Source organism: Ruminococcus sp. YRD2003 (assembly GCA_900109435.1).
Classification (GTDB): domain Bacteria; phylum Bacillota; class Clostridia; order Oscillospirales; family Ruminococcaceae; genus Ruminococcus; species Ruminococcus flavefaciens_G.
In genome coordinates, this window is sequence record FNZT01000009.1 from 15,624 (window position 1) to 34,526 (window position 18,903).

Annotated in this window: 15 protein-coding genes; 9 read left to right on the forward strand and 6 right to left on the reverse strand. The window is 54.2% G+C overall.

Going from position 1 to position 18,903, the window contains the following annotated elements:
* Positions 1 to 54: 54 nt before the first annotated feature.
* Entirely contained in the window at positions 55 to 2,136 is a 2,082-nt protein-coding gene (fusA, locus tag BMX22_RS08250; protein ID WP_074741999.1) for an elongation factor G, read from the forward strand.
* A gap of 135 nt (positions 2,137 to 2,271) precedes the next feature.
* On the opposite strand, the gene BMX22_RS08255 is transcribed toward fusA, so the two are convergent.
* Positions 2,272 to 3,102 carry an anti-sigma factor family protein gene (locus BMX22_RS08255; RefSeq protein WP_074742000.1) on the reverse strand — a complete coding sequence of 277 codons (831 nt, stop codon included), beginning with the start codon at positions 3,100 to 3,102 and terminating at the stop codon, positions 2,272 to 2,274.
* Between the two features lie 5 nt (positions 3,103 to 3,107).
* A complete protein-coding gene (locus BMX22_RS08260) occupies positions 3,108 to 3,590 on the reverse strand; it encodes an RNA polymerase sigma factor (RefSeq protein WP_074742001.1) in 483 nt (160 codons plus the stop codon).
* Positions 3,591 to 3,728: 138 nt separating this feature from the next.
* On the opposite strand from BMX22_RS08260, the gene BMX22_RS08265 reads away from it, so the two are divergent.
* Positions 3,729 to 4,829, forward strand: coding sequence for a hypothetical protein (locus BMX22_RS08265; protein ID WP_074742002.1), 1,101 nt, complete (start codon positions 3,729 to 3,731; stop codon positions 4,827 to 4,829).
* Positions 4,830 to 4,869: 40 nt separating this feature from the next.
* Here BMX22_RS08265 and BMX22_RS08270 read toward each other — a convergent pair whose 3' ends face one another.
* Complete coding sequence (locus BMX22_RS08270; protein ID WP_074742003.1) at positions 4,870 to 6,063, reverse strand: homoserine dehydrogenase; 1,194 nt, start codon at positions 6,061 to 6,063, stop codon at positions 4,870 to 4,872.
* A gap of 19 nt (positions 6,064 to 6,082) precedes the next feature.
* A complete protein-coding gene (locus BMX22_RS08275; protein ID WP_074742004.1) occupies positions 6,083 to 6,526 on the reverse strand; it encodes an ACT domain-containing protein in 444 nt (147 codons plus the stop codon).
* A 298-nt stretch (positions 6,527 to 6,824) separates the two neighbouring features.
* Here BMX22_RS08275 and BMX22_RS08280 point away from each other — a divergent pair, with 298 nt between their 5' ends.
* From BMX22_RS08280 to BMX22_RS08305, 6 genes are all read left to right on the forward strand, one after another.
* Positions 6,825 to 7,658, forward strand: coding sequence for an AraC family transcriptional regulator (locus tag BMX22_RS08280; protein WP_074742005.1), 834 nt, complete (start codon positions 6,825 to 6,827; stop codon positions 7,656 to 7,658).
* 431 nt (positions 7,659 to 8,089) lie between these two features.
* Positions 8,090 to 9,211: a CobW family GTP-binding protein gene (locus tag BMX22_RS08285; RefSeq protein WP_074742006.1), complete on the forward strand. Its 1,122-nt coding sequence runs from the start codon at positions 8,090 to 8,092 to the stop codon at positions 9,209 to 9,211.
* 9 nt (positions 9,212 to 9,220) lie between these two features.
* On the forward strand, positions 9,221 to 10,183 hold the full coding sequence (locus BMX22_RS08290) for a GTP-binding protein (protein ID WP_074742007.1): 963 nt from the start codon (positions 9,221 to 9,223) through the stop codon (positions 10,181 to 10,183).
* Positions 10,184 to 10,346: 163 nt separating this feature from the next.
* Positions 10,347 to 11,153 carry a pyrroline-5-carboxylate reductase gene (gene proC, locus BMX22_RS08295; RefSeq protein WP_074742008.1) on the forward strand — a complete coding sequence of 269 codons (807 nt, stop codon included), beginning with the start codon at positions 10,347 to 10,349 and terminating at the stop codon, positions 11,151 to 11,153.
* 54 nt (positions 11,154 to 11,207) lie between these two features.
* Positions 11,208 to 11,801, forward strand: a complete 594-nt coding sequence (locus BMX22_RS08300; RefSeq protein WP_074742009.1) for a hypothetical protein — start codon at positions 11,208 to 11,210, stop codon at positions 11,799 to 11,801.
* 9 nt (positions 11,802 to 11,810) lie between these two features.
* On the forward strand, positions 11,811 to 12,755 hold the full coding sequence (locus tag BMX22_RS08305; protein WP_318259716.1) for a DUF624 domain-containing protein: 945 nt from the start codon (positions 11,811 to 11,813) through the stop codon (positions 12,753 to 12,755).
* 540 nt (positions 12,756 to 13,295) lie between these two features.
* On the opposite strand, the gene BMX22_RS08310 is transcribed toward BMX22_RS08305, so the two are convergent.
* Both BMX22_RS08310 and BMX22_RS08315 read right to left on the reverse strand, forming a co-directional pair.
* Positions 13,296 to 14,384 carry a sensor histidine kinase gene (locus BMX22_RS08310; protein ID WP_074742011.1) on the reverse strand — a complete coding sequence of 363 codons (1,089 nt, stop codon included), beginning with the start codon at positions 14,382 to 14,384 and terminating at the stop codon, positions 13,296 to 13,298.
* Positions 14,371 to 15,051 (reverse strand): response regulator transcription factor, encoded by a 681-nt coding sequence (locus tag BMX22_RS08315; RefSeq protein ID WP_074742012.1) that lies wholly within the window; start codon positions 15,049 to 15,051, stop codon positions 14,371 to 14,373. Before BMX22_RS08315 ends, BMX22_RS08310 begins: the two co-directional genes overlap by 14 nt.
* Positions 15,052 to 15,689: 638 nt before the next feature.
* On the opposite strand from BMX22_RS08315, the gene BMX22_RS08320 reads away from it, so the two are divergent.
* On the forward strand, positions 15,690 to 18,893 hold the full coding sequence (locus BMX22_RS08320; RefSeq protein ID WP_074742013.1) for a leucine-rich repeat protein: 3,204 nt from the start codon (positions 15,690 to 15,692) through the stop codon (positions 18,891 to 18,893).
* Positions 18,894 to 18,903: the final 10 nt, after the last annotated feature.

The following is an 18,903-nucleotide window of genomic DNA, read 5'->3' on the forward strand; positions in this document are numbered from 1 at the left end:
ATTACTGTCTGCAAAAAATGCAGGCTCATTACCTAAGCGGAGGAGAAAACCAAGATGAAAGACTATGATGTATCCAAAATACGAAATATCGCACTCGCAGGTCACAACGGCTCAGGTAAGACCTCGCTCGCAGAAGCACTGCTTTACAAGGCAGGCGCAACAGACCGTCTCGGCAAGACAGCTGACGGCACAACAGTCTGCGACTACGACCCCGAAGAGATAAAGAGAGTTATTTCCATCAGCACATCGCTTGCTGCATTTGAATATAACGACCACAAGATAAACCTGCTCGACACTCCGGGTCTGTTCGACTTCGCCGCCGAGATGACCGAAGGCGTGCGCGCGGCTGACACGGTGCTCATCACGGTATCCGCAAAGTCGGGCGTAAAGGTAGGAGCAAGAAAGGCATACGACGAAGCAGTAAAGCAGGGCAAGTCGAAGATGTTCGTCGTTACCAAGATAGACGACAAGGACGCAAACTTCTTCAACGTCCTCACGGAACTGAAAACAGTTTTCGGACCGACAGTATGCCCTGTAGTAGTACCCGTTATCAGCGGCGGACAGATAGTATCCTACGTTAATCTCATCGAGATGAAGGCATACAAGTATGACAGCAAGGGCAACGCGGTCGAGACCGATATGCCCACAGCCGAGATAAGCGAGAAGTTCGAGTACCGTATCGAGGGACTCGTAGCAGCCGTATCCGAGGCAGTAGCCGAGACTTCCGACGAGCTCATGGAGAAGTTCTTTGAAGGCGAGCCCTTCACGCAGAAAGAGCTTATCGACGGCATCCACGACGGTATGAACAGAGGTATCATCACTCCCGTAGTATGCACATCGGCAGTAGACCTCGCAGGCATAGATATGCTCCTGAAGGAGTTCGAGCTCCTTCTTCCCTCACCCGCAGAGGTATTTGCAGGCGAGGCATATACGCCCGCAAAGGATGTTGTTGAGGTATCATGCAGCGAGGGAGCACCTCTTGCCGCATACGTGTTCAAGACTGTAGCCGACCCGTTCGTAGGCAAGATGTCGTTCATCAGAGTTATGTCGGGCAAGCTCAGAGCCAACAGCGAGGCTGTGAACTCAGCAACAGGCAACAGTGAGAAGATAGGCAAGCTGTACACACTCTGCGGCAAGAAGCAGACCGAGGTATCATCGGCATCCGCAGGCGACATAGTAGTAGCCTCCAAGATAACAGCGAACACAGGCGACACACTGTCCGATGTATCGCGCATCGTTGAGTTCGGCGCAATGGAGTTCCCGAAGCCCTGCTACTCAATGGCAGTAAAGCCCAAGGCACAGGGCGACGAGGCGAAGGTCTCGAGCGCAATGGCGCGTATCACCGAGGAAGACCCGTCCCTGACATATGTACAGGACGAGAACACGAAGGAGATGATACTCAGCGGTCTCGGCGAGCAGCATCTCGAAGTTGCGGCAGCGAAGCTCAAGGGCAAGTTCGGCGTAGACGTTGTCCTCTCGGTACCCAAGATAGCCTACAAGGAGACTATCCGCAAGAAGGTAAAGGTACAGGGCAGACACAAGAAGCAGTCGGGCGGACACGGACAGTTCGGCGACGTATGGATAGAGTTCGAGCCGTGCGTAAGCGACACTCTCGTATTCGAGGAGAAGGTATTCGGCGGAGCAGTTCCCAAGAACTACTTCCCCGCAGTACAGAAGGGACTTGAAGAGTCTGTAAAGAAGGGCGTGCTCGCAGGCTGCCCCGTAGTAGGCCTCAAGGCTATCCTCGTTGACGGTTCATACCACCCCGTTGACTCATCGGAAATGGCATTCAAGACAGCCGCTTCGATAGCATATAAGGAAGGTCTGCGTCAGGCTGACCCCGTGATGCTCGAACCTATCGGCGAGCTGAAGGTAACAGCTCCCGATGATAACACAGGCGACATCATGGGCGAGCTCAACAAGCGCCGCGGACGCGTACTCGGCATGGAGCCCGTATCGCACGGCATCACGCAGATAATCGCCGAGGTACCTGTTCGCGAGATGCACGACTTCGCGATGTACCTCCGTCAGACGACAAGAGGCATGGGCAGCTTCACATTTGACTTCCTCAGATACGAGCAGCTCCCCGCGAACCTCCTTACTGAGGTCATCTCAGCGGTAAGCGCTGACGAATAAAATAAAGACGGCTGACCGCAAGGTCAGCCGTTTCTGCGTTATATAATATGCGGGACGCCGAGGGCGGCGTCCCCTACACGATGTTGTTTTGTACCGTTTCGGTGTGTTGCGGGCGGCGGAACGCCGCCCCTACAGTTATTCTTCAAATATTCCTTCTTCGACTGCGAGCTCGTGGAGGTCAATTACGACGTCCTTGTCGCGGCAGTGTATCGTCAGGGTCGCGCCCTCAGAGCATTTGTAGCCTTCAAACTCCGCACGGAATACGTTGCCCTCGCCGAGACAGGCGTTGATGTCCTGCCTGAAAGGAAGACACGGACAAAGTGTAAGTGTATAGTCGATCGGATTGGTCACGCTCGGGCGCGGCCACTGGTCAAAGTCATAATTATACCGTACTGCTTTGAACGGGGTATCACATTTTATATTCACACATAGTATTCCCTCGCGTACAAGTACGCCGTTTGCGGGTACATATTTGATTTCCGTTATAACACCGTTGACGCTCTTTGTCGACCATATGGCTTTTTTGCCGTCAAGCCACACACAGTCGTTTTCCTTGTCAATGACAAACTTGCTGTCCTTCGGTACATCAAGAGTACTTTCGTCTTTTCCGTTGTAGTATACATAAAGCATATTTCCGTAATTCATTCGCGAATAATGCTCCGTTGTTATCCCTTTTGAACTTATCGGCAATGGGTGAACTACAAGCATATTGTACAGCCCGACTGCAACTGCTATGCAGACCATACCTATCACGAGGGCGAGCCTCAGCCTCAGCGAGCGCTTTATCTTTTTCATCGGCTGAATATCGGGCTCAGGCACATCAGGGACAGTCTCCTTAATGAGCCGCAGGCGCTCGCGGCAGTCTTCACAGCCTGCGATATGCTTCTCGACCTCCTCGCGAGTCTCATCGGAGGCGAGCCCGTCGCAGTAGACGGGGAGCAGGTCGCGTATTATCTCACATTTCATAGCTGTTACTCCTTTCTCAGCTTTTGCTTGGCGCGGTAGAACGTCACGCGCGCCCAGTTTTCGGTCTTTCCGAAGAGCTCGCCTATTTCCGCGAAGGTCATAGCCCCCGTCGCGCGTAGCAGGACTATCTCCTTTTCGGTCTCGGGCAGTGAGTGTACCTGCCTCAGCACGAACATCTTCGAGTCGCGCTGCTCGGCGGCTTTGTCGGGCGGAGGCGAGTTGTCGGTCTCGGGGGTGGGAGAGCTGCCGTCTGCCGAAGGGTGAAGCCCGCGGCGCCTCAGCTCGTTATGCCACAGATTCTTCGCGATAGAGCACAGCCACGTACTGACGGAGCACTTGCCGTCAAACGAACTCAGCGAGCTCAGCGCGCGGACGAAGGTCTCCTGCGTGAGCTCCCGCGAGACATCGCAGTCGCCGCACGTTGCGAGCAGGTAGGCGTAGACTTTCACGCCGTATTTCTCGTAGTATTCCTCTATCTCTCTCTTCACTTGCCGACCTCCTTTCAGAAGCTTCCGTAAGTTAGTAGCTTTGAAAGACAAAACGTTACACATTTTTTTATTGCGGAGCGCAGATTTTTGTGCTATAATCAGATTATAGGGAAAAAGAGCGTGTTATGGGGTGAAATTATGAAAAAAGCCTGCAAGACCATATTGTTTTTTGCAGCACTTGCGGCAGCGGTCATGCTCATCACGTCCGTTAGCTGCGGTAGTGACCGCAAGGAAAAGGGAAAAGTGCCGAAAGCTATTATTTCGGGCACCGAAAAGGCTGTCAGTCAAAAGTACGGGATAAAGGCGAAGGTCACGCAAGCGGAGGCGAATTACAAGTGGGAGGGCTTCGACTTCATCATCCCGCACAAGAAGTACACAGGCACCTACAGCCTGACGTTGAAAGCAGATGATGCGGAGATAAACGCACTTGTCGGTGCTAACGGCTCAGTAAAGGACGACTATCAGCACACGGAGATAGAGGAGAGCCTACAGGCGTATTTCGGTAAGATGATACCATCTCCGATACGGGTGAAGTCGTCAATAGGCTTGCTTGAAGAGAAGGTGGACTGCACGGATATGGAGGGCTTCATCAGGGAGCACAATCCGCCTGTCAGTATATACCTTGTGAACGCCTATCTGAACAGCGGCTGCTACGACGGTATCAAGAGCTATGCACGGAGCAGCAAGTCGGTATTCACGCTGTACTCGTGCAGGAGCAATGCCGACAGAGACACCCTTATCGACGGCAGGCGCACGATGCCGCGCGGAGACGCTTCCTCTACCGAAACGAGTCTCGGCTCTGACTATGCGATGTACGTCAGGGAGGTGTGGCAGTGCAGATACAGCCATGTGGACGATACCCGCACGGAGGAGTACAACGAGCTGAAAACAGGCAGTCACGGCGACCTCTGGTACGTTATCCCCGAGGAAGCGGAGGTCACAGTCACGGACTCTGAGGCACGCTATTTCAAGGAATCCGAACATGAGAGCCACAAGCTCATCACCCCCGCGTACAACGTGGACTGCGTCACAAATTTCACGGTGTTCTACCCCGTCGATAAGGCGGAGGACGTTCAGCCCGAGGGGACGCAGGTCTATAAATGCAGCGGGAATCAGGCAGACATCATCGGCGACTACTTCGTCTACAGGATACATACCAAGCAGTGGTACGCAGACAATATGTATTACAAAGACAAAGATAAAGGCTTTTTTGGGATATATATCGACAATTACTTCTGACACGAAAAACGGCTCGGAGACATCCGAGCCGTTCATATTTTTAGTCAAGCACGGGGATACAAGCCAGCGCCTTCAACTCCTCAGCCTTAGCCTTAGCCGCGCCGAAGGTGAGCTTGTCCTGCGTGATGAATGACGTACCGTTCTCGTCCGTGTAAGCGCCCTCAACGTCTATATTGCTGTCGGCGGGCACGCGGAAGTACCACTTTGTCGTGAGCGCATCCACAGGAGCAACAAAGCTGTTATCGCTCGAAGGCTCCCACGACTGCGAGAATACCGTTACCTTGTGCTTTACGGCTTCGATGACATCAGCCAGAACAGCGCTTGCCGTCGGGAGCTTACCTGCACCTCTGCCGTAGAACATAGTCTGGTCGATGCCGTCGCCGTAGACGAGCACAGCGTTGAATACGTCGTTGACGCCTGCGATGATGTTTTCGTGCGGCACGAGCATAGGCATAACGACGGGGAGGATGCGGCCGTCATCGAGACGTCTCACAGAAGCGATGAGCTTGATAGCGTGACCGAGGATATCGGCAGCGGCGACATCGGCGAGGTCGACCTCCGAGATACCCTTTGTGAAAACGTCCTTGGGGTAGACGTGTCTGCCGAAAACGAGGGAAGAGATAATGCATATCTTGCGGCAGGCGTCGTGACCCTCAACATCGGCAGTCGGGTCTTTCTCCGCGTAACCGAGCTTCTGCGCGAGAGCGAGAGCGTCCGCGAACGACATATTGTCGTTGTACATTTTTGTAAGAATGAAGTTGGTCGTGCCGTTGAGTATGCCCGCGACCTTGTCGATGTCGTTAGCCGCGAGACAGCGGTGGAGCGGGCGGATTATTGGGATAGCGCCGCCTACGCTCGCCTCGAAGAAGAAATTGCAGTTATGAGCCTTAGCCGCCGCGAGGAGGATATCGCCCTTTTCGGCGACGAGCTCCTTGTTGGAGGTAGAAACGCTCTTGCCTTTTTCGAGGCACGCCTTAACGAAAGAGAAAGCGGGCTCAACGCCGCCCATGCACTCGGCAACAGCGGTTACCTCATCGTCGTTGAGGATATCGTTAAAATCCTTGGTAAATTTATCCTGATAAGGCGAGTCGGGGAAATCGCGGAGGTCGAGGATATACTTGATATCCATTTCCGTACCCGCGTGCTGTTCGATACTCTTCTTGTTCTTGTAGAAGAGCTCAACAACGCCCGAGCCGACTACACCGTGACCTAAAACTGCAAATTTGACTGACATAAAAGAAAACCTCCGTGTATCATTCGGCGGAGAGGACTTTCGCCTCGAGCACGCCGTCAAGTTCAGTTATCGAGTTAAGGGAAATGAGCTCGTCGGGGGAAGCGTCCGCCAATCTCAGTGAGATATTGACCGCAGCCGCACCGTCGACTGGGATGCTCTGGTTTACAGTAAGGATATTCGCGTCGAGCCCGTGCAGGAAGACGAGGACGCTTGAAAGCACGCCGGGGCTGTCGCTCAGCAGGAGATAGAGATTGACTATCCTGCGGTTGAAGAGCTCCTCATACGAGAAGACGCTGTCCTTGTACTTATAGTAGGCACTTCGCGAGATACCGACGCGTTTGCAGGCAGAGGCGAAGCTTTTCTCGCCCTTCTGCGCCATAAGCTTTTTGACGTCGAGCACCTTGGTAAAAACGTCGGGGAGTATCATCGCGTCGACCACGATGAGCTGTGATTTTTTATCCATATCGTATCACCTTAACTGAAAAATCGTCCGCCGTAGACGAACAACTGTACATTGTATAATAACTATACCATGTTTTGGCGAGTTTGTCAAGTGCGGAAATAAGACTTATTTCGGCAGTATTTTTGGTGATTTTGCCACGATGAGGGCAGATGTATGAGTTGCGCAGTCTCGGAAAAAGTGTTATAATACAGTTATCAGGGCGAATAACTGTATCCGAAAGAAGAGAGCACGGAATGTCGGGCATAAGCTTGCTGCGTATGCTAAAATAAAGATACAGTAAGCGAGAGGAGGAAGCGCGATGCAGGGCTGGATAGACGGCTTTCAGGAGTCGATAGACTATATGGAGCAGAATCTTACGGAGGAGCTTGATATTGCCGATATTGCCGCAAAGGCAGCGCTGTCCCCGTTCTATTACCAGCGCATCTTCGGAGCCATGTGCGGAATGACCGTCGGCGAGTACATCCGTGCGCGCAGGATGACACAGGCGGCACAGGAGCTTGCAGGTGCTGATGTGAAGGTGATAGACGCGGCGCTCAGATACGGCTATGATTCTCCAGACAGCTTTGCAAAGGCGTTTCAGCGTTTTCACGGCATAACGCCGTCACAGGCGCGTGAAACGGGCGCACCGCTTCGGTCTCTTGCTCCGCTGCATATTAAAATAACACTGGAGGGCGGCAATATGCTGGATTATCGTATCGTAGAAAAAGCATCATTTACCGTTGTCGGCATCAAAAAGCGATTCAACAGCGGCACAAGCTATCAGGAGGTCCCGAAGTTCTGGAGCGAGTGGGCATCCGACATGAAGGGGCTCAGAGGGATGTTCGGTATCTGTCTTGACATGAACGGAAGGGAGTTCGACTACTGGATAGCGGACCTCTATGACCCGATGAAGGATATCCCCGAGGGCTGTGAGACCTGTCAGATACCCGCAAGCCTGTGGGCTGTGTTCATGTGCAGGGGCGAGCTCCCCGAGAGTATGCAGAGCGTAAACACGAAGATATGGTCGGAGTGGCTCCCGTCGTTGAAGGGCTATGAGCTGGCGGGCAACTACTCAATGGAGGTGTACACTCCTCCCGCCGAAAAGCCCGAGGACACGGTGAGTTACATCTGTGTCCCGCTGAAAAAAATATGAATAAAAGCCCATACCATGCGAAAGCAAAGGCTGCGTGACCCGTGCGGTTGCGCAGCCTTTCGCATTTGTTTGCGGCAACATTCTGTAGGGGCGGATATTATCCGCCCGCCAATTTGCAAATGGTTTCGATTTTTTTTGTAGGGGCGCATTCCGTGCGCCCGATAATTGCCAAAAAATTCGCGGGCGAGCGAAACTCGCCCCTACAATCGGGCATTTAAACCATTCGTTTAATTTGCGGAACGCCGAGGGCGGCGTTCCCTACAATGCGTAGCCGTAAGCGATTTGTTGATTTGCGGGCGAGCGGAACTCGCCCCTACAAATTGTATGGCACTCTCTTTCGCGCGCAAATTTGCGGCGGCACTTGCATTTATGCGCAGGAAGTGATATAATATAATATTGTGTAAAGAATTTTTAGAAAGAAGTGTTTCACTATGACTAAAATTACGATATTTTCGGGCTTCCTCGGCGCAGGCAAGACCACGCTCATCAAAAAGCTCATCAACGAGGGCTACAAGGGCGAAAAACTGGTCCTCATCGAGAATGAGTTCGGACAGATAGGCATCGACGGCGGTTTCCTGAAGGACGCGGGCATCGAGATAACCGAGATGAATTCGGGCTGTATCTGCTGCTCACTTGTCGGAGACTTCGGCAAGGCGCTTGTGAAGGTGCTTGACGAATACAAGCCCGACCGCATCCTCATCGAGCCCTCGGGCGTAGGCAAGCTTAGCGACGTCATCAATGCAGTCCGCAATATTGACGCGCACGACGTCGAGCTTGACGGCTTCACAACGGTCGTAGACGCGAAGAAGTGCAAGATGTACCACAAGAATTTCGGCGAATTCTTCAACAATCAGATAGAGTACGCAAGCTGCATCATCCTCAGTCATACGGCGGGTCTCTCGCAGGAGAAGCTCGGCGAGGCAGTTGAGCTCATACGCGAGCTCAACAAGGAGGCACCCGTAGTAACGACGGAGTGGGACGAGCTCACGGGACATCAGCTCGTTGACGCGATGACACAGAAGAACACGCTCAGCGACGAGCTGAAAGCTCTGCTCGACGAGGCTAATCATCATCATGAGCATCATCATCACCACGATGAAGACGACCACGACCACGATGAGCATGAGCATCACCACGACCATGACCACGATGAGCATGACCACCACCACGACCATGACCACGACGAGCATGAGCACCACCACGACCACGGTCCCGACTGCACCTGCGGCTGCCACGACCATGACCATGACCACGAACATCACCACCACCATGCTGATGAAGTGTTCACGAGCTGGGGCGCAGAGACACCCCGTCCGTACACGATAGAGGCGATAACAGCGGCACTCGAGGCACTTTCCGACAAGGCTGCATACGGCGTCGTACTGCGTGCAAAGGGCATAGTAGCTGGCGAGGACGGACAGTGGATACACTTCGACTACGTACCTGGAGTGCCCGACGTAAGACACGGAAGTGCCGAAACAACGGGCAGACTTTGTGTTATCGGCTCGAAGCTGAACGAAGAAGCTGTCGCGAAGCTTTTCTGCGTAGAATAAGGAGGAGCCATGCCAAACAATCAGGAACCGATTCCCGTTTACCTGTTCCTCGGCTTTCTCGAGTCGGGAAAGACGAAGTTCATACAGGAAACGCTGGAGGACAAGCGCTTCAACAACGGCGAGAGGACACTGCTCCTCATCTTTGAAGAGGGCGTCGAGGAGTACGACCCGTCGCGCTTTGCGAAGAAGGGCGTCGTAGAGATACGCAGCATAGAGTCAAAGGAGGAGATGACTATCGCGAATCTCGCAAGGCTTGCCATTGAGACGAAAGCCGAGCGCGTAGTCATCGAGTACAACGGAATGTGGACAGCCGCGGAGCTGTTTCAGAATATGCCGCAGAACTGGGCAGTAGCGCAGGTGATGTTCTTCGCGGACGCCACTACCTTCCCGAACTACAACGCGAATATGCGCAGTCTTGTTGTGGACAAGCTGAATCTTTGCGAGCTTGTGGTATTCAACCGCTTCGACAAGAGCTTCGATGTGAAGGAATTCCACCAGATAGTCAGGGGCGTCAGCCGCCGCACGGAGATATGCTACGAATACAACGACGGACAGGTCGCATACGACGATATCGAGGACCCGCTCCCGTTCGACGTTGAGGCGGAGAACATCGTGATAAAGGACGAGGACTTCGCGCTGTGGTACAGGGATATAATGGACGACCCTGGCAAATACGACGGCAAGACCGTGACTTTCAAGGGACTTGCCGCTAAGAACAAAAAGTTCCCGCAGAACTGTTTTGCACTCGGCAGACACATCATGACCTGCTGTGTGGAGGACATACAGTATTGCTGGGCAGTCGCGGAGTGGGACGAGCCGTTCGAGCCGCGTCAGCCGAAGCATTGGGTGAACGTGACGGCGAAGATAAGCGTGCAGAAGCACAAGCTGTACAAGGGCGCAGGTCCCGTGCTGAGGGTCATTGCACTTGCGGACGCCGCACCGCCCGAGAAGGAAGTCGCGACGTTCTATTAACAGAGGCACACATTGTGCGCCCGCCAATCGCGACGCTGTATGGATCAACAGCGTGTAGGGGACGGCGTCCCCGACGTCCCGCGCAGAAGCTGAATAATGCGGTGGTTTATCGCCGCGATCCTCACCATTTGGATATATCTACTTTAATAAAGGAGCGAATGTTATGAGCAAGATAAACATTGGATTCATCGGAGCAGGCAATATGGGCACCGCTATAATGAAGGGCATCGCAGGCAGTCCCAAAGCAGGCGACATCGCCCTCTTCGCCTTCGACCCCGACACATCCAAAGTGAGCGCACTTGCCGAATATGGCGTAACAGCGTGCAGCAGCGAGGCAGAGCTCACCGAAAAGTGCGGCTACATTTTTCTCGCGGTAAAGCCGCAGGTCATCGAGAAGGTCATCGAGGCAGCAGCCCCCGCAGTGACCGCAGACAAGGTCATCATTTCCATAGCAGCGGGCATATCGGACGAGTTCATCGCGTCCAAGACGATACCCGACGCCAAGGTCATACTTGTAATGCCGAACACCCCGCTTCTTCTCGGCGAGGGAGCATCCGCGCTCTCCCGCAATGACAAGGTAACAGACGCAGAGTTCGAGCTTATACTCAGCGTGTTCCGTTCATGCGGAAAGGCAGCGGTAGTGCCCAAGGACAAGATGAAGGAGATAATCGCAGTAAACGGCAGCAGTCCCGCGTTCATCTATCTGTTTGCGAAGGCATTCATCGACTACGCCGCAGCCGAGGGAATCGACACGGCAGCCGCGACCGAGCTGTTCAGCCAGAGCCTTATCGGCTCCGCGAAGATGATAACCGACTCGGGCTACAGCATAGCCGAGCTCATCAAGATGGTATCCTCTCCGGGAGGCACGACACTCGCAGGTCTTGACAGGCTCTACGAGGGCAAGCTTGAGGAGACCGTCAGAAACTGCTGCGAGAGCTGTACGAAGCGAGCCTACGAGCTTTCAAAATAAGATGACATAAAACTTGTCCGCACCGCATATCCTTGAAAGAAAGGAAGGTGCGGAATGAAACACGTAAAATACATACCTGCCCGCGGCAAAGGGACGGGCTTCATACTGATGTGTACGGCTTGTGCGGCGGGAGTCGCCATAGGCTCACTGCCGTTGATAAGCACAGCGGGCGCAGACTGTCCGTGGCTGCACCAGTATTTTTCGCCCGCGCTGTGCGGAGACACGGTATTCAGCATATTCACGAGGACGCTGCTGTCCTCGGTGATATTTCTTGCGGCAGCATTTCTCGCGGGGACATCCGCCTTCGGACAAACAGTCGGGACAGCACTGCTCGTCTGCCGCGGAGTCGGCATAGGCGTGTCGGTATCGTCGGTATACGCAGCGGGAGGACTTCGCGCCCTGCCCGCAGTAGCGGTGCTGATACTGCCGTTCGCGCTTGCGGAGCTGTACATTGCGGTCATCGCGGTGAGGGAGGTCATACGCTCGTCGAACGCCCAGTTCGGATTCATGGTAAGCGGCGGCAAGCGGAGCTCCGAGCGCAGCAGCTTCAAGCTGTACAGCGCAAGATTTGCGGTGCTCACACTCATCTCATTAATAATTTCACTGGCAGAATCTCTGGCGAGCTACATATTCGGAGGGCTGCTCTAAAAACGGAGGATGTTGATTTTGGGACTGTTTTCAAGCAATTACGAGAGTGCAGGAGCGGGCATCGCGAAAAATGCACCGAAGAAGGAGGGCATAGCGCTCTTTTTCGATATATTTTTCAGGAAGTTCTGGCTGATGATAGGACTGAATATACTGTTTTTCCTGTTCACGATACCGCTGTGGGCGACGCTGCCCGTGATGTATTACGTGAGCAACGAGAAGGTCAGCCTTATTATCGTAGCACTTCTGCTGGTCGTATTCGCGGTCAGCTTCGGACCTGCTGTCGCGGGCATTTCAAAGGTCATCAGGCTGTTTCTGCTGGGACGCCACTCCTTTATAGTCCGCGACTTCTTCAAGGGCTTCAAGCAGAACTTCGGCAAGGCGTGTTTGATAGGTATACTTGATATAGTCGCCGTATTATCGGCGTATGCGGGTTACAACGTCTACCCTGCAATGGCAGTGAATTACGACAGCAAGATATTCTACGTCCCGCTTGTAATCACGTTCAGTGTAGTGCTTGTGATACTGATGATGAACTATTACATCTTCCTGATGATGACGGCGACGGACCTCTCGATAAAGAACCTGATAAAGAACTCGTTCGCACTGGCATTCGTAGCGATGAAGCAGAACATCATCGCCACGGTGGGAGTTGCGCTTTACGCGGCATTTCTTGCAGTGCTGTTCGTATATCTCATGCCGGTGTTCATGCTGATGATACCGTTGTTCTCGGCAGTCCCGATGTGGTTCATCGTGTGCTTCAACAGTTATCCGGTGATACAGAAGTACGTAATCACGCCGTATTATGAGAGCAGGGGAGAGGTAAATCCCGAGCTCACGGACGGCTCTGAGGACATCGAAGAGGAGACCATCTTCGAGGACATGGGCGGCAAGGAGAAGCCGATAGAGAAGCCCGTCGAGAAGCGCAAGAAGGGCAAAGGACGCCATATATCGTAACAAAAAGCCTCGGAATCAGGCTGCTTCCCTTAACGGAAAAAGTGGGCTGCCGAGCCGTAAACTTACGGCTCATATTTAGTAACCTGCGAATCCGCCAGAGGGGGCTCCCCTCATCCGAGGCTTTTTTGCGCGGAGACCGCGCCGCGGTAAAAACCAAAACAAATATCTAAAAGACCGCGAAGCGGAAATCGCGGGGGTTCGGGGTGAGGCTCTCACCCCGGCAGGGGGTGACCCGAGGGGGACAGCGTCCCCCTGAGAAGCAGGCAGGCGAGCGGAGCAAAGCCTGCCGACCGCTCCGTACATTTATGCCTCGGCGCAGCCCGACGAAGCACCTACCAATACTATACAAAAATATCCACCCCGCGAGCGAAAATCACCCTCGCCGAGGTGGACAGCGTCCCCCTCTGAGAAGCAGGCAGGCGAGCGAAGCAAAGCCTGCCGACCGCCACGTACACCTTCGCCTCGGCGCAGCCCGATGAAACACCTACCGATATTACATTTCCGCACCTAACCGCCTAAGTCCGCAAAGCGAAGCTCAGCTCACTTTGCGGACTTAGGCGCTTTATTCTCATTTGTTTTTCTCAGGCTGACGAGAAAAACCGAGCCCTCGCCGAGCTTGCTCGTGACGTAAATCTTGCCGCCGCACTTAGAGACGATCTCCTTGCAGAGCGCGAGCCCGAGCCCGTTTCCCTGAGCCTGCCGCGAGCTGTCCGCCTGATAGAATTTATCGAAGATATGGCGCTGCTGCTCCTCGGACATACCGATACCCGAGTCGCTGATGAAGACCTTGTAGTGGTGTTCGGATTCCTCGATTTTCACGGTCACAGAGGCGCCGTCCTCGGAGAACTTTATCGCGTTGCTGAGCAGATTCGTCCAGACCTGAAAGAGCAGCGAGCGCTGACTGCACACCGTCAGCTCGGGCATATCGAGGTCGAAGCTGATATCTTTTCGGCTCCATTTCGGCTCGAGGAGGACTATCGCCTCACGTAGCTGTTCATCGAGGCGATAGTTTGTCGGCTCGTCGAGCGAGACCTGATGTTCGAGCTTAGAGAGGCGGAGGATATTGTCTGTGAGGTCGTTGAGCTTTTCAATACTGAAAAAAGCCTTTGAGATGTACTCAGCGCGCTCCTCGGCGGGGAGGTTGCCGTCCTGCAGCAGTGTCAGGCAGCCGTTCAGCGAGGACAGCGGCGTCTTGAACTCATGAGAAACATTGGCGATGAAATCATTGCGTATCATTTCGATAGAGCCGAGCTCGCGCGCCATGTAGTTGAAGTTCTCGACGGTCTCCGCGAGCTCGCGCAGTCTGCCCTTGTATTCGAGCTGCACGCTGTAGTCTCCCTCAGCGATTTTTCTGGTACCCTTGCTGAGGTCTGAGAGCGGGCGGAAGATGTTCCAGACGGCGAAGTAAGAGATAGCGGAAGCGAGAACAACGCTGATGATGTAGACACTCAGGCTGCCGAAGGCAGAGAAAGTACCTGTGCGGAAGCTGAAGCCGAGTTTTTCGAGCAGGAGCATAATGAGCACGAAAATGGCAAGAAGAATGAAAATGGTAGCGAAGAAAGCGAGAGTGAGCCGTCTTGCGAGGCGCTTATAGTGCCTGTGTTCAGGAGTTTTCTTAGTTGGGATCATTTTTCACCGCCCTGTAACCGAGACCGCGGATAGTCACTATCTTAAAGTCGGGATTGTCCCTGAACCTCTCGCGCAGCCTGCTGATATGAACGTCGAGGGTATGCGGATCAACGTCCTCCTCGATGCCCCAGATATCGTCGAGTATCTGTTGCCGCGTGAAGATCTGCGAGGGGTAGGAGAGGAGCTTGTAGAGGATAAGGAACTCCTTCTGCGGCAGCACCAGTGAGCCCTCAGCGCCCGTGACGGTCCAAGTGCCGTATTCGAGAGTAAAGCTGCCGAAGGTGAGTTTTTTCTCGCTTGCACTGCGAGCCCTCCGCAGGAGAGCAGTGACGCGCATGATCATCTCCTTGAGGTCGACGGGCTTGACCATATAGTCATCGGCGCCCGAGCCGAAGCCTGTCTGCTTGTCGGAGATATCGCTTTTAGCGGTGATGATGAGAACGGGGATATCGAAGTCGGCATCGCGCAGTTCTCTTGTGAGCTCAAAGCCGTCCATTCCAGGCATCATCACATCGGAGATCATCAGGTCAACGTATTGAGAGTCGAGGATCTCGAGAGCCTTGTCGGCGTTTTCGGCGGGCAGGGCGGTGAAGTCATTTTTTTCGAGGGTACGGCAGAAGAGCTCGCGCAGGTCTTTGTCGTCCTCTACAACGAGAATACGGAACATAGCACACCTCCAAGATATAATTAAGGATCCAAAAGAACAGATAAAAACCGCGAAGCGGAACTCGCGGGGGTCCGGGGTGAGGTTCTCACCCCGGCAGGGGGTGATTCGAGGGGGACAGCGTCCCCCTGAGAAGCAGGCAGGCGAGCGGAGCAAAGCCTGCCGACCGCCCCGTACATTTTGCCTCGGCGCAGCCGACGAAGCACCTACCGATACTATACCAAAATAGCGCCACCCGCGAAGCGGAAATTCCCTCCGCCGAGGGGGGACAGCGTCCCCCTTGATAAGCAGGCAGGCGAGCGGAGCAAAGCCTGCCGACTGCCCCGTACATTTTGCCTCGGCGCAGCCGACGAAGCATCTGCCGATACAATACTGCCGAATTAATAACAAAGGATCAGTGCTCCCCGAACGGATCAAGGGACAATAACCGCCTGACTGCGGTTATTGAGGACACATTCATTATAGCACACAGTCGGGATAATATCAAGCGGAGCGGGACAGAAAACGCTTTGCCGAGCTGTATTCCTGCCCAAAAACGAGGAGCACTGTGCAAAAAATGCTATAATTAGATAATTATATTGACTATGAACGTGGAATGTGCTATGATATAATGTATATAAATTTACGCAAGGAGTGGTAATATGATAAAACGAGTTATAGCAGGTGCGCTCAGCGCAGTGATGTGTACTTCCGCGGCTTCTGTCGGAGCCTCCGCCCACGGTCTCTCAGGCGTTCTCCAGACGTCCTCAGTCGCTGCGGCAGCCGATGAGCCCGTATCCACAGCCGCCGTGACAACGTCTGAGACTACAGCAGCGACTACGACATCAGTGACTACGACATCGGCAGCGACCACGACCGCCGCAGCTTCCGAGCCGACGCTCACCGTAGAACTCGGTGAGAGCATAACAGCGTCAGTCAGTGAAGGCGGCACGGTCATCATCAGCGGAAGCGGAGAGATGAACAGCTTCAAGAGCTCGCCGTTTGAGAATCTGAAGATAAAGCGTGTCATCATCGGAGACGGCATCACGAGCATAGGCAGCGCGGTATTCCGCGGCTGCGACGAGCTTGCCGCCTTCGGAACAGCCGACGTTCCCGATGGCGTGTCCGAGCTTCCCGACAGCATAAAAACAGTCGGCAGCAGCGCCTTTGAGGGCTGTAAGGCGATAAAGGAGCTAAGGCTCGGCAGCGGCGCGGAGAAACTCGGAAGCTACGCCTTTGCGAACTGCACTGGCTTGACATCGCTGACCGTTCCCGCCAGCGTGACCACAATGGAGAGGTGCGTATTCAGCGGCTGTACGGAGCTCACGGAGCTTACCCTCCCATATGCGGCGACAGACGCTTCATGCGCAGCAGCCGACGGCGGTGTAAATCCCGACAATTCCGTAGCCGACCTTTTCTACGACGAGCACTGGAACTGGGATAACCCCTCTTTCGACTCCTCAGCGTACAAGCTCACGAAGATAACGGTAACAGGCGGAGAAAAGGTACCGCAGTACGCCTTTGCGAATATGAAAGGGCTGAAGGAGGTCGACCTCAGCGGAACTGAGATAACGAGCATCGACAAGAATGCATTCAGCGGGTGTACATCTCTTGCTGACGCAAAGCTTCCCGCATCGCTGAAGAATATCGGTGACAACGCGTTCCTCGGCTGTACTGCTGTCAGTGAGTTTGCTCTCCCCGCTGGACTGGAGACCATCGGCTGGTCGGCATTCGGTAACTGTACAGGAATCAGCACGCTCACAGTCCCCGATTTTGTGACTTCAATGGGCAGGACGATGCTCACGGGCTGTACTGAGCTGACTGAGCTCACTCTCCCGTTCGCAGCGACGGATTCAGCCTGCGCTTTAGCGGACGGCAACACGAATCCCGACCACTCAGTTACCGACCTCTTCTACGACGAGCACTGGAACTGGGAGAACGCCTCTTTCGACTCCTCGGCGTACAAGCTCGCGAAGATAACGGTAACAGGCGGAGAAAAGGTACCGCAGTACGCCTTTGCGAATATGAAATGTCTGAAGGAGGTCGACCTCAGCGCGGCAAAGACTGTACTCATCGACAGCTATGCCTTCTATAAGTGCTCGTCGCTCACTGACGTCAGGCTTCCCGAGACGCTGAAAGCGCTCGGCGATTACTCATTCTCGGAGACCCCGATAACCGCCCTCCCCGACAACGGACACATAATCTCTCTCGGCAACGGCGTATTTGCGGGCTGTCAGAGCCTCGAGGTCACGACTTTCCCCGCAAGCTATGAGAATATAGGCACCCACACCTTCTCGGGCTGCACGGGGATAAAGACGTTCACCGTCCCCGAGAACGTAAAAACGCTTGGGAGAATGTCATTCACGGGCTGTACCGAGCTCACGGAGCTCACCCTCACGTATGCCGCCACAGATTCGTCATGCACCGAGGAAAACGGCAGTTCCACCCCCGACAATTCTGTCACCGACCTCTTCTACGACGAGCACTGGAACTGGGAGAACACGGGATTTGACTCCAAGCCGTACAAGCTCACGAAGATAACGGTAGTGGGCGGAGAGAAGATACCGCAGTACGCATTCTCGGACTTTGCGAGCCTTACCGAGGTAGACCTCAGCAAGAGCAATATAACTTTCATAGACCAGTACGCCTTCAATAACTGCACTTCCCTCGAGGAGATAAAGCTCCCCGCAAGCCTTGTGACCATAGGTGCAGCCGCGTTCAGAAACTGCACGGCAGTGAAGGAGTTCACCCTCCCGCAGGAGCTGAAGACTATCAGCGAGTACGCCTTCAAGGGCTGTACGGGTATAAGCTCCCTTGTTATCCCCGACAGCGTGACCTCAATGGGCAGAATGATGCTTGAGGACTGCTATGCTCTTGAAACATTGCAGCTTCCCTATGCGGCAACGAACGTAAACGCTGCGGCAGCCGACGGCAGCGTCAACCCCGACAACTCCGTAGCCGACCTGTTCTACAACGAGCACTGGAACTGGGAAAACAGCGGCATGGACTCCTCACACTGCGGGATATCGAAGATAATCATTACAGGCGGCGCGCGAATACCGCAGTACGCCTTCTCGAATATGAGAACGCTCCGCGAGGTAGAGCTCAGCGGAGCCGATATCAGGACCATAGACCCGTATGCGTTCAGCGGCTGCGTGGGACTTACCTCAGCGGAGATACCCGAGACCGTGGCAGAGATAAAGCCGAACGCATTTGCGGCAACAAATGCAGATGTGTTTGTATACGGCAAAGAAACCGTGTTAGCGGACAAGTCCCTGACCGATGGCTATGCGGGCACGATTTTCGGATATAACGAGTCCTCAGCCAAGACCTACGCAGACGAGAACGAGTACAGCTTCAGTCCGCTTGACGGCAAGGCTGTCATCAGTCCGAGCTTCGTGTCAATGGCTGTCGGCGACACGCACAGGATAAGGACAGGAGCAGCGGGCGTAACGTTCAGCACGTCCGCCCCCGAGACAGCATCAGTGGACAAAAACGGCACAGTCACAGCCATTTCCGCAGGCAGAGCAGTCATAGAAGCGCTCACCGCAGACGGAACAAGCTATACCGTAGATATCGAGGTAAGACCGCGGATATCGCTCTTCACGCTCGGCGACGTCAACGACGACGGCAAAATAGATGCAAAGGACGCCTCCGCGATACTTGTGGAGTATTCGGAGATGTCCACAGGCGGAGCGAGCACATTCACCGAAGCCCGTAAGAAGGCAGCCGACGTCAACAGTGACAGCAAAACAGACGCAAAGGACGCCTCGGCGATACTGTCCTACTACGCGCTTGCGTCCACAGCGGAAGGTGACATCCCAACGCTTGAGGAATATCTTGCGCCCGAAGAACAGGCAGACTGAACCGCAGCAG

What these genes read in the sequence shown, in the direction of transcription:
- BMX22_RS08310 (WP_074742011.1), bottom strand. Translation starts at nt 14,384, where the DNA reads ATGATCCCAACTAAGAAAACTCCTGAACACAGGCACTATAAGCGCCTC.
- BMX22_RS08280 (WP_074742005.1), top strand. Translation starts at nt 6,825, where the DNA reads ATGCAGGGCTGGATAGACGGCTTTCAGGAGTCGATAGACTATATGGAG.
- BMX22_RS08290 (WP_074742007.1), top strand. Translation starts at nt 9,221, where the DNA reads ATGCCAAACAATCAGGAACCGATTCCCGTTTACCTGTTCCTCGGCTTT.
- proC (WP_074742008.1), top strand. Translation starts at nt 10,347, where the DNA reads ATGAGCAAGATAAACATTGGATTCATCGGAGCAGGCAATATGGGCACC.
- fusA (WP_074741999.1), top strand. Translation starts at nt 55, where the DNA reads ATGAAAGACTATGATGTATCCAAAATACGAAATATCGCACTCGCAGGT.
- BMX22_RS08285 (WP_074742006.1), top strand. Translation starts at nt 8,090, where the DNA reads ATGACTAAAATTACGATATTTTCGGGCTTCCTCGGCGCAGGCAAGACC.
- BMX22_RS08300 (WP_074742009.1), top strand. Translation starts at nt 11,208, where the DNA reads ATGAAACACGTAAAATACATACCTGCCCGCGGCAAAGGGACGGGCTTC.
- BMX22_RS08275 (WP_074742004.1), bottom strand. Translation starts at nt 6,526, where the DNA reads ATGGATAAAAAATCACAGCTCATCGTGGTCGACGCGATGATACTCCCC.
- BMX22_RS08305 (WP_318259716.1), top strand. Translation starts at nt 11,811, where the DNA reads ATGTTGATTTTGGGACTGTTTTCAAGCAATTACGAGAGTGCAGGAGCG.
- BMX22_RS08270 (WP_074742003.1), bottom strand. Translation starts at nt 6,063, where the DNA reads ATGTCAGTCAAATTTGCAGTTTTAGGTCACGGTGTAGTCGGCTCGGGC.
- BMX22_RS08255 (WP_074742000.1), bottom strand. Translation starts at nt 3,102, where the DNA reads ATGAAATGTGAGATAATACGCGACCTGCTCCCCGTCTACTGCGACGGG.
- BMX22_RS08315 (WP_074742012.1), bottom strand. Translation starts at nt 15,051, where the DNA reads ATGTTCCGTATTCTCGTTGTAGAGGACGACAAAGACCTGCGCGAGCTC.
- BMX22_RS08265 (WP_074742002.1), top strand. Translation starts at nt 3,729, where the DNA reads ATGAAAAAAGCCTGCAAGACCATATTGTTTTTTGCAGCACTTGCGGCA.
- BMX22_RS08320 (WP_074742013.1), top strand. Translation starts at nt 15,690, where the DNA reads ATGATAAAACGAGTTATAGCAGGTGCGCTCAGCGCAGTGATGTGTACT.